The following is a 13,707-nucleotide window of genomic DNA, read 5'->3' as shown; positions in this document are numbered from 1 at the left end:
TCCCCGTATCCCCCGGGGACGGCTGCGGCGCAGTCGTCCCCGGCACCCGCGCCTCCACGGAGGACGGCCGCACGACGCAGGAGGGCTCCCGGCAGATGCCGGGAGCCCTCCTGCGTTCCGGTCGCGGGGTGTCGCCCGCGTCACCGCGTCTGTGTGTCGCCCGGTCAGTGGGCGACGCCGACGGGGGCGTCGTCGGGCACCTGTCCGGCGACCCGGCGGTCCCAGGCCTCCATCACCTCGGGTGCGGTGGGGCGGGTGAGGAACGAGACGACGACGTACACCAGCGCCGACGCGGCCAGGCCGAAGTAGATCGGCTCGTTGGCGTAGATGCCGTCGTACTGGTTCTCGGCCGTGATCTCGAGGTAGGCCATGACGCCGAGGGTCACGAGGGTCCCCGCCGCCATGGAGGCGCCGGCCCCTATCCCGTTGCCCCGGCGCCAGACGAGGCCGCCCAGGATCGCGACGAGGAGTCCGCCGACGAGGATGTCGTACGCGATCGTCAGCGCTGCCACCACGTCCTGCACGATCACGGCCAGCGCGATCGTGACGATGCCGAGGCCGAGGACCCACCAGCGGCTCGAGCGGACATCGTGGTCCGACGTCGCACGCTCCTGGGTGTCCCTGCCGAACCACCCGGCGACGAACGGCACGACGTCGGTCCGGGCGACGGTGGCGGCCGCGATCAGCGCACCGGACGCCGTCGACATCATGGCGGCGACGGCAGCGGCGAGGACGAGTCCGCCGATGCCGACGGGCAGGACGTTCAGGGCGATGTCCGCGTAGACGTCGTCACGCGACTCGATCGCCGGCAGGATGACACTGGCACTCATGCCGATGACGGCTCCTGCGACGCCGTAGAGGATGCAGTAGATCCCTGCGGCGGAGCCGCCCCAGCGGGCGATCTCCGGCGTCCGCGACGTGAAGACGCGCTGCCAGATGTCCTGGCCGATCAGCAGTCCGAGGGTGTAGACCACGAAGTACGTGATGATGCTCTGGGCGCCGATGCCGGTGATGCTGAAGAACTCGTCCCCGGCGCGCTCGGCGATCCCGGAGAACCCGCCGGCAGCGGCCAGCGAGAACGGCAGCATCAGGGCGAAGACGCCGATCGTCTTGATGATGAACTGCGCCATGTCGGCCAGGGTGATCGACCACATGCCGCCGATCGTCGAGTAGATCAGTACGATCACGCCGCCGACGGCGATGGAGAGCGCCCGGTCCCACCCGAAGAGCACCACGAAGATGGTGGCGTAGGCGCCGGTCGACGTGGCACAGAGCATGAGGGTGTAGGCGAGCATCACGATGCCCGAGACCCGCGTGGCGCGGTGCCCGTAGCGCAGCGTGAGCATCTGCGAGACCGTGTAGATCTTCAGCTTCTGGATGGTGGGGGCGAACAGCAGGCTGAGCAGCAGGACCCCGGTGCCGATGGCCACCACGAGCCACATCCCGGAGATGCCGTACTGGTAGCCGAGGCCCACGCCTCCGACGGTGGATGCCCCGCCGAGCACCACGGCGGCCATGGTCCCGGTGTAGAGGAACGGTCCGAGGCGGCGTCCGGCCACGAGGTAGTCGCTCGCGTCGCGGGTGCGGGACTTCCCCCACCAGCCGAAGCCGAGCATCGCGACGAGGTAGGCCACCACGATGCCGATATTGAGTGCCTGCATGGGAAGTCCTTCGGTTGAGGTCCTGAGCGATGCCCTCTGGGCAACTATTGTTGACCTGTAAGCTACTCGTGACGGGTGTCACGGGTCAATCATGGCAAGCTCGTGGAACGTCCGGATTTCCGTACTGGATCGGACGGGTTTCCCTGATCGTCGGAGGAGAGGACGAGCATGAAGGCACTGCCTGTTGAGCCGACCAATGCGCCGGTCGCCATCGGCTCCCGCATCCGTGCAGCCCGCCAGGCGCAGCGCATGACGATCGAGCAGGTGGCGGCGTCCACCGGCCTGACCAAGGGATTCCTCAGCAGGGTCGAGCGGGACCTCACGTCGCCGTCCGTCGCATCGCTGGTCACCCTGTGCCAGGTGCTGTCCATCTCGATCGGCGACCTGTTCCTGGTCCCCGAGACGCACCTGACGCGGCTGGAGGAAGCGCCGCGGATCAGCCTCGGCGGGCAGGGCATCAACGAGCGCCTGCTGACGGCCCGCTCCGAGCGGAGGCTGCAGATGATCCGTGCCGTCGTCGAACCGCACGGCCGGGGCGAGGACGAGCTCTACTCCGTGGACTGCGAGGTCGAGACGCTGCACGTGGTGGAGGGCCGCTTCGTCCTGATCTTCCCGAACGACCGGTACGACCTGGAGGCGGGGGACACCGTCACCTTCCCCGGCCGCGAGCCGCACACCTGGCTCAATCCCGACGGCCGCGAGGCCGTGGTGCTGTGGACGCTCGTGCCCGCGGCGTCGGGGAAGTAGCCGGCCTCAGCCGACATGCACCCACGGGCGCCTCGTCACGTCCGGCTCCGCTGCACGCAGCACCTCGCGCGTCACGGGTGCGATCTCGCCCTCGCCCGTGACGAGGAACTTGAAGAGGTTCGCCACGGGATCGCCCTCCGTCCAGCGGAAGTACACGTGCGGCATGAGTCCCGTGATGTCGCGGATGTGCAGCATGACGGCGGCGATGGTGTTCGGCACGTTCGAGCTGTGCACCTCGAGGATGCGGTACCCGTGGCGGACCACGCCGCGCACGCGCAGTTCCGTCTCGAAGTCCGACGAGTCGTCGACCGTCACCTCGATGAAGAGGGGCTTCGCGGTGCTCGGGAAGTGGGAGACGGCGCACGCATGCTGGAGCTTGTGCCGGTAGGCGGAGCTGCTGAGCCGCTTGGGTTCGTGGGCGATCAGCAGGATGTCGCCGTCGTCCTGCGAGCCGACGAAGGACACCGCGGCCTCGTCCATCCGGATGCTCGTGGCCCGGAGCTCGAATGCGCGGCGTGACCGCGAGACGAACGAGATGACGATGATCCCGAGGATGAAGAACAGGGCGATCTTCAGGCCGTCGGGCCGCTCGATCATGTTGACGGCGGTCGTCAGCACGAAGACTCCCGTCGCGAGGCCGAAGCCGAGGGTCCGTCCGCGCTGGTGTCTGCGATGGGCCGACAGGGTGACCGCCACCGATGCGGAGGTGATGAGCGCCAGGACGCCCGTGGCGTAGGCGCCGCCCTGCGCCTCGACGTCGGCGCGGAAGAAGAACGTGACGACGATCGCGATGAGCGTGATCACCAGCACGAGCGGGCGGACGGCCTTGGCCCAGGCCGGTGCCATGCCGTAGCGCGGCAGGTAGCGCGGCACGAGGTTCAGCAGGCCCGTCATGGCGGAGGCGCCGGCGAACCAGAGGATGCTGATCGTCGAGATGTCGTAGACGGTGCCGAAGCCGTCGCCGAGGTAGAGGTGCGCGAGGTAGGCCAGGGCGCGACCGTTGGCCGGACCGCCCTCCTCGAAGGCCGCAGCCGGGATGAGCAGGGTCGTCACGAAGCTCGAGGCGATGAGGAATCCGCTCATGATGAGCGCCGCCGAGGTGAGGAGCTTGTGTGCACCGGCGATGCGGCCGGCCGGGTTCTCCTCCGTGTCGCCGGGCCTGCCGTCGATCTGCGGCATGACGACGACGCCGGTCTCGAAGCCCGAGAGGCCGAGGGCCAGGCGCGGGAAGATGAGGACGGCGAGGCCGACCATGATCAGCGGGTTGCCGTGCTGCGTGGTGAGCGCCGTCCACCAGTCGGTCACGATGCCGTCCTGCGCCATGATCTGCCCGACGGCGACGACGACGACCACCAGGTTGAGGACGAGGAAGACCGCCACGATGGCGACGGCGATCCCGATGGCCTCGCGGAAGCCGCGGAGGAACACCACGGAGAGGAGCGCGAGGAAGATGACGGTGATGAGGATCTCCTGGCCGTGCAGCCACGTGGGGGCGAACGGGTTCTCGACCAGGTGGGCGCTGGCATCGGCCGCGGAGAGCGTCATGGTGATCAGGAAGCTGGTCGCCGCGAAGCCCAGCAGCACGAGCACGAAGATCTTGCCCCGCCACTTGGGCAGCAGCTTCTCGAGCATCGCGATGGAGCCCTCGCCGCGGGGACTCTCCGAGGCGACGCGCTTGTAGACGGGCAGTGCGCCGAACAGGGTCACGGCCACGAGGATGAGGGTGGCGAGGGGGGAGAGGACGCCTGCCGCGGCCGCGGCGATGGCGGGCTGGTAGCCCAGGGTCGAGAAGTAGTCGACGCCGGTCAGGCACATCACCTTCCACCAGGGCTGGGTCCGTTCCGTCTCCGGCTGGTGTGCGGTGGGCCGGCTCGACTCGTCGAGGAGCCAGCGCTCGAGGCGCTTCCTGCTCTCGGGAAGGATCGGTGCCGACCGTCGGGTGCTCACAGTACTCACTGCTTCACCGTAGGACCGCAGGAGCAGGCATTCCCCGGTCTTAACGCTTCCTTAACGGGCCATCGGGACATCCGGGTCACCGCCGCTCTTGCCCTGGCGCACGGGGGGGAGGGGGAGGTGTGCGCCGGGTCCGCTGATGTCCTTGACCGGCGGAAAGAGCGCGAATAGCCTTATGCAAAACCTTTGATGCATATTGGGCAACTCCGCACGGTGGGGGCCCGGATCGGACGGAAGCTGTGGAAGAACTGCGCATCACCGGAGGCGGGCACCTCGGCCCCATCGACTCCTCCCGCATCCCCCGCTATGCAGGGGCGGCGACCTTCGCGCGCCTGCCCCGCCTCGACCAGGTGGAACGCGCCGACATCGCCGTCGTCGGCGTCCCCTTCGACTCCGGGGTGTCCTACCGTCCCGGCGCCCGTTTCGGCGGGAACCATGTCCGCGAGGCGTCGCGCCTCCTGCGGCCGTACAACCCGGCGCTCGACGTCTCACCGTTCGAGCGCGTGCAGGTGGCCGACGCGGGGGACATGGCCGTCAACCCGTTCAACATCCACGAAGCCATCGAGACCGTGCAGCAGGAGGCCCTCGACCTGACGGCCGGCGGGACCCGGCTGGTCACGCTCGGTGGCGACCACACCATCGCGCTGCCCCTGCTGCGCGCGGCCGCGGAGCGTGCCGGATCGCCGGTGGCCATGCTGCACTTCGACGCCCACCTGGACACCTGGGACACCTACTTCGGGGCCGAGTACACGCACGGCACCCCGTTCCGCAGGGCGGTGGAGGAGGGGATCCTCGACACCGAGGCCATCTCCCACGTGGGGACCCGCGGGCCGCTGTACGGGGTACGGGACCTCGAGGACGACCGCCGCTTCGGCTTCGGGATCGTCACGTCCTCCGACGTCTACCGCCAGGGCGTCGACGAGGTGGTCGACAAGCTGAGGGCGCGCATCGGCAACCGCCCGCTGTATGTCTCGGTGGACATCGACGTGCTCGACCCCGCGCATGCGCCCGGGACCGGGACGCCCGAGGCGGGCGGCATCACGAGCCGTGAACTGCTCGAGATCCTCCGCGGGCTCCGCGGCCTGAACCTCGTCGGTGCAGACGTCGTCGAGGTCGCCCCCGCCTACGACCACGCCGAGCTCACCGGGGTCGCGGCATCGCACGTGGCCTACGACCTCGTGACGCTGATGGCCGACACCCTCACGCCGTCCGACGCGCCGATCCGCGGGGACAAGTAGATGGACATCACCGCCGGCGCCGCCTCGGCGCCCCCCACCCCCGTCAGCGGCCAGCGCAACGGCGGCGACCTCGTCGTCGAGACGCTGTCCGCCCTCGGTGCGACGACGGTGTTCGGCATCCCCGGCCAGCACGCACTCGGGCTCTTCGACGCCCTGTCCCGCTCCAACCTCCGGTTCGTCTCCTCCCGGGTCGAGAACAACTCCGCCTTCGCCGCCGACGGCTTCTCCCGCGCGACCGGCGACGTCGGCGTCCTCTTCCTCTCCACCGGACCCGGAGCGCTGACCTCGCTCGCCGGCCTGCAGGAGGCCTATGCCACGGGCGTGCCCATGGTCGTCGTCGCCAGCCAGATCCCCCTCGAGGGACTCGGTGCCCGCCGCAAGGGCATGCTCCACCAGCTCGACGACCAGAAGGCGTCGGCTGCGAACGTCACGAAGAGCCAGCGCCTGATCCAGCACGCCTCCGGCATCCCCTCCGCCATCCAGGACGCCTGGACCGAGGCGGTCTCCTCGCCCCAGGGGCCCGTGTGGGTCGAGGTGCCGCAGAACGTGCTGCTGGACCCCGTGATGGTGCCCGAGGTCGAGGACGCGCTCGCGGAGCCCTTCGACAATCCGCCGCGGATCGAGCTGGTGCGCGAGGCCGTGGCATGGCTCAGGGACTCGAAGCGGCCGGCGATCGTCGCGGGCGGCGGCGCACGGCGCGGCCGGGCCGAGGCGTGGCTCCTGTCGATCGCCGAGAAGCTCGGCGCCCCCGTGGTCTGCTCGCCCGGCGGCAACGGCGCCTTCCCGTGGACGCACGAGCTGTCCCTGCAGTCGTGGGTGGAGGACCGGCACGTCACCGAGGTGCTCGAGGACGCCGATGTCCTCCTCGTCGTCGGGTCCTCGCTCGGCGAGGTCACCTCCAACTACTTCACGATGGAGCCCCGGGGCCGGATCATCCAGATCGACGCCGAGCCGCGTGTCCTGGAGTCCAACCGGCCGGCGCTCGGGATCCGGGCCGACGCGGGACAGGCCCTCGCGGCCCTCGACGAGGCGCTCCAGCCGCTCGACCGGGATCGCCAGCCCGGCTACGACGCCGCAGCCCTCGTGGCCGAGACGCTCGCCCGGGTGGGCGCGCGTCTCGACGCGCAGGATCTCGGCAAGGAGCGGGCATTTCTGCAGGACATCCGGGAGGCCGTCCCCGCCGGCATGCAGACCTTCTGGGACATGACCATCTCGGCCTACTGGGCCTGGAGCTGCTGGGATGCCCGCGAAGGCCAGTTCCACTCGGCGCAGGGCGCCGGAGGCCTCGGGTTCGGTTTCCCCGGCGCCATCGGAGGCGCCGTGGGCCTCGAGTCGCGCGGGCTGCCGGCCCGGGTCCTCGCGGTGTCGGGGGACGGTTCGGCGATGTACTCCATCGCGGAGCTGGCGACCGCTCGGCAGCACGACATCCCCGTCACCTGGCTGATCGTCGATGACGGCGGCTACGGCATCCTCCGCGAGTACATGGAGGGTGCCTTCGGGAAGGCGACGGCGACCGAACTGTCCCGCCCCGACTTCGTGGCCCTCGCCGAGTCCTTCGGGGTGCCGGCCCGCCGCGTGGCACCCGAGGACATCGGTCCCGCGCTCGGCGCGAGCCTCGCAGCCGAGGGTCCCAACGTCATCGTCGTGGAGACACTCCTGCGCCTCTTCGCCCCCACCCACCTCGATCAGTAGGCTTTCCTTTTCCCTCCCCGGGTGAGAGTGTCGGAAGCACTATCGCCTCGAGGAAGGAACACCATGGCATTCAGCAAGGGGGACGAGGTCACCTGGAACACCTCCCAGGGGACGACCGAGGGCAAGATCGTGGACAAGCACGAGAAGGAGTTCACCTTCGACGACCAGAAGTTCAACGCGTCCAAGGACGAGCCGTACTACACCGTGGAGAGCTCGAAGTCCGGGAAGAAGGCAGCGCACAAGGAAAGCGCGCTGTCCAAGAAGTAGCCGGCGCACGGAGAAGGGCGCCCCGCACCGTCGGGGCGCCCTTCCTTGCTCTCCGGGCGATCCGGGCGAACCGGGCGAACCGGGCCAACCGGGCGGAGCCCTATTTCAGGGGATCGTGGCCCCAGTTCATGAGCGAGTAGCGCCACTTCGAGGACTCCATGTCCTCCTTGGTGGGGCGCTGGGCCAGATGGCGGTGGACGTAGCCCACCACCTTGTGCATGTGCTCGACGTCGTCGTCCCCGAGGTCGTCCCGCTTCGTGGTCAGGATCTCGATGATGCGCCGGCCGGATCGATGGCCCACGGACTCGCCGCCGTCCTGCTCCTTCTGGCCGACCGACTGCGATTCCTCCGTGTCAAGCCATTTCTCGAGCTGGGACGCGCTCATGTTGACCGCGTCCTTCCACTGGGGCCAGACCTCGTCGAGATCGTTCGTTTCGTCCGCCATGTGCCTCGGGCCTTTCGTAGCAGTTCCGCGCGAAGGACTCCGCGCGTTTCCAAACTCGAGCTTGCGATAGCTTAATCCTAAGTAGGCTGATAAATGTAGAGGGTAGGTCGAACCAACGTCTAAGGAGCTCTACATCATGGCAGGAAACCTTTTGGCACGATCAGCCCACGACCTCGGCGCCGCAGCATGGTTCGGCGGCACCCTGATGGGCGCTGTCGGACTCAACGGTGCAACCGGCAAGGCGAAGGACCCCAAGGAGCGCACCCGGCTGTCCGCGCTCGGCTGGGCGAAGTGGACGCCGGTCCAGGTCGCCGCATTCGCCGTCCACGCGGTCGGCGGCATCGGCCTGATCCTCGGCAACAAGGGCCGCCTCGCGTCCCAGGACTCCGTGGGTTCGAACACCGTCTGGAAGTCCGTCGTCACGCTGGCGGGCATGGCGCTCTCGCTGTACTCGGGGATCCTCGGCAAGAAGGTCGGCGAGCTCGCGGAGCAGGGTGGAGAGGGCGCAACCGAACCGCGTCCCGGTGCCACCGACGAACTGGCCAAGGCGCAGTCGCAGCTGAAGACCACCCAGTGGCTCCTCCCGCTGATCAGCGGCATCGTCGTGGTGATGGGTGCGAAGCAGGGCGAGATGCAGCGTCCCACCAACGTCAAGAAGGGCCTGCTGAAGAAGTAGTCCTCCCGGCCCCCGGGTCAGCAGACCCCCGTACTGCCCTCCCGCAGGCGCCGATCCGGTGCCTGCGGCCGGGGGGTTACGGGGGTCCGGCTGTTAGGGGGCCGGTCTACTGCATGGTGAAGGCCCGGGCGACGCCGGCGTGGACGGTGTCATTGCGGATCAGCGCCCCGAGGATCCCGTTGCGGAGGCGCATCAGGGGCGTCGGCAGTGGCCGGCCCAGTGCCATGTTGATGTGCGCCTTCCGGCGCGCCAGGGCCGCCTGCGCCCTGCGCTCCTTCTCGTACGCCGCGAGCCTCGCGCCCACGTCCTGGCCGTCCCTCAGCGACGCCGTGATGATCGGCACCAGCCGGACGGCGTCGAGCCAGCCGAGGTTCATACCCTGTCCGCCGATCGGTGACACCTCGTGCGCGGCGTCGCCCACCAGCACCGTGCGTCCGGCGACGAAGCGCTCGGCGAGCCGGGACTGGACCTCGAAGGCGCTCAGCATCGAATTGGTGCCCGGGTCGACGTCGACGCCCGTCCGTTTCCGGATCAGCTGGGTGAGTGCGTCCGCCGTCGGGCGTTCCACGGGGCAGCCGACGCGGACCACCCACCGCCGGATCCCGGCGGGGAGGGGGAAGGACTCGACGATCCCGCCGTCCTCGAGGTACAGCACGGCATCGTCGCCGTCGCCCGTGGTGTCCTCGAAATCGCCCATGACGTAGCAGTCGGGGTACTTCCGTGCCGGTGCGCGGATGCCGGCGTCGCCCCGGAGCGAACTGCGTGCGCCGTCCGCCGCGATGACCAACCGCGTCTCCAGGACGGCGTCCTCGCCCCGGACGCGCGTGACGGTCCGGACGCGATCCCCGGAGTCGTGGGCGGCGACGACGGCGACCCCGCGTCGCAGGGTGCCGGGGAAGTCCTCCTCCAGCCGCCGCTCCAGGATCTCCTCGGTGACGGCCTGCGGTACGGCGAGGACGTACTGCTCTGCACCGGGCAGGGCGGCGAAGGACACCGTGCCCACGTGCCGTCCGCCGCTGCGGGCGATGCCGTCGCGGATCCGTACGCCGCGGCTCCGCAGCTCGTCGGCGATACCGCCGGCCTCGAGCGCCCGCAGCGCCGGCGGGTGGATGCCGATCGCGCGCGAATGGCTGCTGCGTTCCGTGCGGCGTTCGAGCACGACGGCGTCGAGGCCCGCCTGGCGCAGGAGCAGGGCCGTGTAGAGCCCGACGGGACCAGCGCCGACGACGACGACGTCACGCATCGCCGGCAGCCCCGCCCGACATCCGATCGAGCACGAGCAGATTGATGAAGGGGACGGCGGTGCGGACCCGCCACTGGTCCCTCCCGGCCACGGCCTCGCGCAGTTCGGTGGTCGTATAGCTGCGGCGGATGGAGGTGAGCCCGTCCTGTCGGATGTACGACCCGGGCAGCGGCAGCGTGCCCGCCGAGAACAGGGCGTACGCGAGGGGGTGGCGGGCGATATCGCTGTGCACTGCGACCCGACGGGCCAGCTGCTCCGTATCGTCGAGGAGACCGGCGAACTCGCCGGGGTCGAGGTGATGGAGCACATGGTTGGAGGTGACGGCGTCGAATCCGGCGCCCTCCCTGACGAGTTCGGTGCTGAGGGCCCGGCGGAAGGACAGCCCGGGCACGGCAGGCCGTGACGTCGCATAGGCATGGGCGCGCTCATCGGGGTCGATGGCGGTCACCTCGAGCCGGAAGCCGTCACGCCGCGCCCAGCGGGCGATGGCCCGCGGCACGTCCCCGCCGCCCGAACCGATGTCGAGGAGGGTGTTGGTGCGGTCCTGCGAGAAGGCCGGCCGGAGCAGCGAGGCGTACGTGCGGTGCCAGCCCGACACGACGGCATTGACCACGCCGAACTGCGCGTACGTGCGGTCGAGCTTCCGAGGGTCGCAGTCGGGCCGATCCATCTCCTCGACGGCGTCCGGGTCCCGCTGCGCGAGGAACCCTGCTCCGCTCATGCGCCGGCTTGGCTGAGGATGGGCTCGAGGTCCTCGGGCACGGCGGCGTCGGCGTCGTCGGACACGCCGGCGGCCCGGGCCTCGGGAACCGCGGCGGACGCTCCGATCCTGGTGAGGAGCGCGGTCTCGACCGTGAGTCCCGGACCGAAGGCCATGGAACAGATGCGGTTGTTCCCCTCGCTCGCGGGCTGGTCCAGGATGGCCTTCAGGACGAAGAGGACCGTAGCGCTGCTCATGTTCCCGTAGTTGCGCAGGGTCTCGCGCGCCGGCACCAGCTGCTCGGGGCTCAGTCCTAGTTTGGCCTCCACCTTGTCGAGGATGCTGCGCCCGCCCGGGTGGATGGCCCAGTGCTCGATCTCCGAGTAGTCCAGGCCCTTCAGCGACGCGTCGCGGGCGAGCAGGGGTTCGAGGGCCCCGACGATGTGCTCGTCGATGATGTGCGGGACGTACGTGCCGAGGACCATCTCGAAGCCCTCGTCCCCGATGTTCCAGGCCATCGCCTCCTCACCCACGGGCGTGAGCACCGTCTCGAAGTGGTCGAGGCTCAGCGCCGGACCGTCCAGCGGGATGTCCCGCGCGGAGACGATCGCTGCCGCAGCGCCGTCGGCGAACAGGGAGGACCCGACGATGGTGTCGGGGTTGTTCGAGGAGCGGACATGCAGCGAGCACAGCTCGGCGGCGATCACGAGCACGACGGCGTCCGGGTCCGCATCGCAGAAGGCCTTCGCCGACCGGAGTGCGGGGAAGGCCGCGTAGCACCCCATGAAGCCGAGGTGGTAGCGCTGGACCGACGGATCGAGGTCCAGGGCTCGCACCACCTTGTAGTCCGGCCCGGGGGCGAAGAATCCGGTGCAGGACGCCGTGACGACGTGCGTGATGTCCGCGGCCTCGATGCCCGGAGCCGCGTCCAGTGCCTTGCGGGCTGCCTCGATGAAGAGTTTGGTGCCCTCCTCGGCGTAGACCGCGTTGCGGGTCTTGGTGCTCGGCGTCAGGATCCGCAGTTCCTTCTGGTCGAAGAACACCGGATCGTCGGACGTCGCCTCGAGCGTGAGCTCCTTGACGGCGGTGTACCGGGTCTCGATCCCCGAGGAGTCGAAGGCCGCCCCGACGAGGCGCTGTGCCAGCCGCGTGAGGCCCGGCTGCGCAGCGAAGACGTCGCGCACCTGGGGCTGCACCATGATCGTGTCGGGTACAGCTGTTTCGAGGGATCTCAGGATCACTGTCATACGTCCATTACTAGAGGACTAACGCGACAAACACAATGACAGTAGGCTTAGTGTTCACCCCCGCAACCATCCCAGGAGCGCAATGGCCAACGAACCGTCAGGCACCCTCGACCAGGAGGACCCGCGCGGTCCCGCCGTCGACGCGTCCCCTGAACTGCAGGAGTATCCGGGCTTCACCGAGCGCATGGACCCGCGCCCCGACCACGGCGAGGACAGCTACACCGGACACGGTCGGCTGGCGGGGCGGCGGGCCTTCATCACGGGAGGAGACTCCGGCATCGGCCGGGCCGTGGCCCTCGCCTTCGCACGGGAGGGCGCGGACGTCGCCATCGGCTACCTCCCGGAGGAGGAGGAGGACGGCGCGAGCTGCCTCGAGCTGATCCGCGCCGAGGGCCGGACCGCACTGGCCGTGCCGGGCGATCTCCGGGACGAGTCGTATGCCGCCGCAGCCGTCCGGCAGGTCGTGGAGGGGCTCGGGGGCCTCGACATCCTCGTGAACAACGCGGGCTTCCACATCGCCCAGCCGAACGGCCTCCCCGACATCGATGCCGACCAGCTGCGCCGTACCTTCGAGACGAACGTGTTCGGCACGGTCTGGCTGACGCAGGCGGCGCTGCCCCACCTGGGGGAGGGGTCCTCGATCATCAACACCACCTCCGTGCAGGGCTACCACCCGTCGACGAGCCTCATGGACTACGCCGCGACCAAGGCGGCCCTGAACAACCTGACCTTCAGCCTCGCGGGACTGCTGGGCGAGCGTGGCATCCGGGTGAACGCCGTCGCCCCCGGACCCATCTGGACGCCGCTGCAGCCCGCCACGACGACATCCGAGAAGCTGGAGTCGTTCGGCGAGGGAACGCCCCTCGGACGGATGGGCCAGCCGGCCGAGCTCGCCGGAGCCTACGTCTTCCTCGCCTCGAACGATGCGCGCTACGTGTCCGGGGAGATCCTCGGGGTCACCGGCGGCAAACCCCTGGCCTGACGAGGTTCGGGTGCCGGCACGGTGGGGTGCTGAGCACCGGACCAAGCCGAACCGCGCTGTGGAACGAAGTGCAGGTATCAGCGCCGGCCTTCTCCTGTCCGGCCGACCGGAGGGCTGCTCGTGAAACTCCTGACCGCACTGCCGTCCCGGCGCCGCTCCGCGCTGGCTGCCGTAGTACTGACCGCCTCGCTGGCGCTCGCCGCCTGCGGCAGCGCCGAGGAGAACCCGCTCGGAGTCAATGCGGCCGGACGGGCCGGGACGGCCGAGGACGCCGCCCCCGCGAACGGCGGGCGGGCTGTGCCCGTCGGCGCCGATCTCGGCGAGGACCCGCTGAACGTGGGGGTCGACGGCGCGGAGCTCTGCGGTGTCCAGCCCGACGACAGCCGGCTGCGCTACACGGTGATGCTGCACAATCCGACGCTGGAGACCTTCACCCTGGGGAGGATGAGCCTGGGAGATCCGCAGGGCCTGGAAATCATCTCGTCGATGGTCCAGACGGCGAACCGCGAGGGGCACCACCACCCGGGAGCGGAGACAGACGCCCATGCGCAGCACTCGGCAGCACCGACGCCGTCGGCGTCACCGGAGCCCATCGGCCCTCCGGTCCCGGCCGAGGGCTACGAGTTCGAGCCCGACGCCCACGTGAACATCATCGTGACCGTCGAGCTCGCGCAGGGTGCCACGCACGGCAGCGCGGACAACATCCTCGTGGCATTCTCCTCGCCGGAGCGCGACTACGCGGTGGCGCACAACCTCAAGATCGACGTGGACGCGACGTCCTGCAGCTAGCGGCCGCAACCTCCGGAACGAACGAAACCCCCGCCTCGAGAGGCGGGGGTTTCGTTCGTTCCGGACA

Annotated in this window: 13 protein-coding genes; 7 read left to right on the top strand and 6 right to left on the bottom strand. The window is 69.7% G+C overall.

Annotation, left to right across the window (positions count from 1 at the left end; all coding sequences use genetic code 11):
- Nucleotides 1–164: 164 nt before the first annotated feature.
- Nucleotides 165–1,661 (bottom strand): sodium:solute symporter family protein, encoded by a 1,497-nt coding sequence (locus tag AC0Z9V_RS11970; protein WP_485141644.1) that lies wholly within the window; start codon nt 1,659–1,661, stop codon nt 165–167.
- A gap of 168 nt (nt 1,662–1,829) precedes the next feature.
- Here AC0Z9V_RS11970 and AC0Z9V_RS11965 point away from each other — a divergent pair, with 168 nt between their 5' ends.
- Nucleotides 1,830–2,408 (top strand): helix-turn-helix domain-containing protein, encoded by a 579-nt coding sequence (locus AC0Z9V_RS11965; RefSeq protein WP_133083190.1) that lies wholly within the window; start codon nt 1,830–1,832, stop codon nt 2,406–2,408.
- A gap of 6 nt (nt 2,409–2,414) precedes the next feature.
- On the opposite strand, the gene AC0Z9V_RS11960 is transcribed toward AC0Z9V_RS11965, so the two are convergent.
- On the bottom strand, nt 2,415–4,223 hold the full coding sequence (locus tag AC0Z9V_RS11960) for an APC family permease (protein ID WP_485141687.1): 1,809 nt from the start codon (nt 4,221–4,223) through the stop codon (nt 2,415–2,417).
- Between the two features lie 377 nt (nt 4,224–4,600).
- Here AC0Z9V_RS11960 and speB point away from each other — a divergent pair, with 377 nt between their 5' ends.
- The 3 genes from speB to AC0Z9V_RS11945 all read left to right on the top strand — a co-directional run bounded on the left by speB (nt 4,601) and on the right by AC0Z9V_RS11945 (nt 7,558).
- On the top strand, nt 4,601–5,599 hold the full coding sequence (speB, locus tag AC0Z9V_RS11955) for an agmatinase (protein WP_485141643.1): 999 nt from the start codon (nt 4,601–4,603) through the stop codon (nt 5,597–5,599).
- Nucleotides 5,600–7,291 carry a thiamine pyrophosphate-binding protein gene (locus AC0Z9V_RS11950; protein ID WP_485141642.1) on the top strand — a complete coding sequence of 564 codons (1,692 nt, stop codon included), beginning with the start codon at nt 5,600–5,602 and terminating at the stop codon, nt 7,289–7,291. It abuts the gene before it with no gap.
- 63 nt (nt 7,292–7,354) lie between these two features.
- Nucleotides 7,355–7,558 (top strand): hypervirulence associated TUDOR domain-containing protein, encoded by a 204-nt coding sequence (locus AC0Z9V_RS11945; RefSeq protein WP_133083193.1) that lies wholly within the window; start codon nt 7,355–7,357, stop codon nt 7,556–7,558.
- A 100-nt stretch (nt 7,559–7,658) separates the two neighbouring features.
- On the opposite strand, the gene AC0Z9V_RS11940 is transcribed toward AC0Z9V_RS11945, so the two are convergent.
- Nucleotides 7,659–8,003, bottom strand: coding sequence for a DUF3140 domain-containing protein (locus AC0Z9V_RS11940; RefSeq protein ID WP_485141641.1), 345 nt, complete (start codon nt 8,001–8,003; stop codon nt 7,659–7,661).
- A gap of 136 nt (nt 8,004–8,139) precedes the next feature.
- On the opposite strand from AC0Z9V_RS11940, the gene AC0Z9V_RS11935 reads away from it, so the two are divergent.
- A complete protein-coding gene (locus AC0Z9V_RS11935; protein WP_133083195.1) occupies nt 8,140–8,679 on the top strand; it encodes a hypothetical protein in 540 nt (179 codons plus the stop codon).
- A gap of 106 nt (nt 8,680–8,785) precedes the next feature.
- Here the strand turns inward: AC0Z9V_RS11935 and AC0Z9V_RS11930 are convergent, their stop codons facing one another.
- Genes AC0Z9V_RS11930 through AC0Z9V_RS11920 form a run of 3 tightly spaced genes read right to left on the bottom strand, consistent with a single transcriptional unit; the run spans nt 8,786 to nt 11,869 of the window.
- Entirely contained in the window at nt 8,786–9,922 is a 1,137-nt protein-coding gene (locus AC0Z9V_RS11930) for an FAD-dependent oxidoreductase (protein WP_485141640.1), read from the bottom strand.
- Nucleotides 9,915–10,643: a class I SAM-dependent methyltransferase gene (locus tag AC0Z9V_RS11925; RefSeq protein ID WP_485141639.1), complete on the bottom strand. Its 729-nt coding sequence runs from the start codon at nt 10,641–10,643 to the stop codon at nt 9,915–9,917. The genes AC0Z9V_RS11930 and AC0Z9V_RS11925 overlap by 8 nt, the downstream gene beginning before the upstream one ends.
- Entirely contained in the window at nt 10,640–11,869 is a 1,230-nt protein-coding gene (locus AC0Z9V_RS11920) for a type III polyketide synthase (RefSeq protein WP_485141638.1), read from the bottom strand. The genes AC0Z9V_RS11925 and AC0Z9V_RS11920 overlap by 4 nt, the downstream gene beginning before the upstream one ends.
- 82 nt (nt 11,870–11,951) lie before the next feature.
- Here AC0Z9V_RS11920 and AC0Z9V_RS11915 point away from each other — a divergent pair, with 82 nt between their 5' ends.
- Together AC0Z9V_RS11915 and AC0Z9V_RS11910 are read left to right on the top strand one after the other, a co-directional pair.
- Nucleotides 11,952–12,851: an SDR family oxidoreductase gene (locus AC0Z9V_RS11915; protein WP_485141637.1), complete on the top strand. Its 900-nt coding sequence runs from the start codon at nt 11,952–11,954 to the stop codon at nt 12,849–12,851.
- 120 nt (nt 12,852–12,971) lie between these two features.
- Nucleotides 12,972–13,640, top strand: a complete 669-nt coding sequence (locus AC0Z9V_RS11910) for a hypothetical protein (RefSeq protein ID WP_485141636.1) — start codon at nt 12,972–12,974, stop codon at nt 13,638–13,640.
- Nucleotides 13,641–13,707: the final 67 nt, after the last annotated feature.

This window comes from Arthrobacter sp. UYP4, assembly GCF_057291175.1.
This window is presented reverse-complemented; position numbering and strand designations above follow the sequence as displayed.

Bases quoted from the DNA above. Each gene is read 5' to 3' on its own strand.
- AC0Z9V_RS11970 (WP_485141644.1), bottom strand. From the start codon at position 1,661: ATGCAGGCACTCAATATCGGCATCGTGGTGGCCTACCTCGTCGCGATG.
- AC0Z9V_RS11965 (WP_133083190.1), top strand. From the start codon at position 1,830: ATGAAGGCACTGCCTGTTGAGCCGACCAATGCGCCGGTCGCCATCGGC.
- AC0Z9V_RS11960 (WP_485141687.1), bottom strand. From the start codon at position 4,223: ATGTGCCTGACCGGCGTCGACTACTTCTCGACCCTGGGCTACCAGCCC.
- AC0Z9V_RS11950 (WP_485141642.1), top strand. From the start codon at position 5,600: ATGGACATCACCGCCGGCGCCGCCTCGGCGCCCCCCACCCCCGTCAGC.
- AC0Z9V_RS11945 (WP_133083193.1), top strand. From the start codon at position 7,355: ATGGCATTCAGCAAGGGGGACGAGGTCACCTGGAACACCTCCCAGGGG.
- AC0Z9V_RS11940 (WP_485141641.1), bottom strand. From the start codon at position 8,003: ATGGCGGACGAAACGAACGATCTCGACGAGGTCTGGCCCCAGTGGAAG.
- AC0Z9V_RS11935 (WP_133083195.1), top strand. From the start codon at position 8,140: ATGGCAGGAAACCTTTTGGCACGATCAGCCCACGACCTCGGCGCCGCA.
- AC0Z9V_RS11930 (WP_485141640.1), bottom strand. From the start codon at position 9,922: ATGCGTGACGTCGTCGTCGTCGGCGCTGGTCCCGTCGGGCTCTACACG.
- AC0Z9V_RS11925 (WP_485141639.1), bottom strand. From the start codon at position 10,643: ATGAGCGGAGCAGGGTTCCTCGCGCAGCGGGACCCGGACGCCGTCGAG.
- AC0Z9V_RS11920 (WP_485141638.1), bottom strand. From the start codon at position 11,869: ATGACAGTGATCCTGAGATCCCTCGAAACAGCTGTACCCGACACGATC.
- AC0Z9V_RS11915 (WP_485141637.1), top strand. From the start codon at position 11,952: ATGGCCAACGAACCGTCAGGCACCCTCGACCAGGAGGACCCGCGCGGT.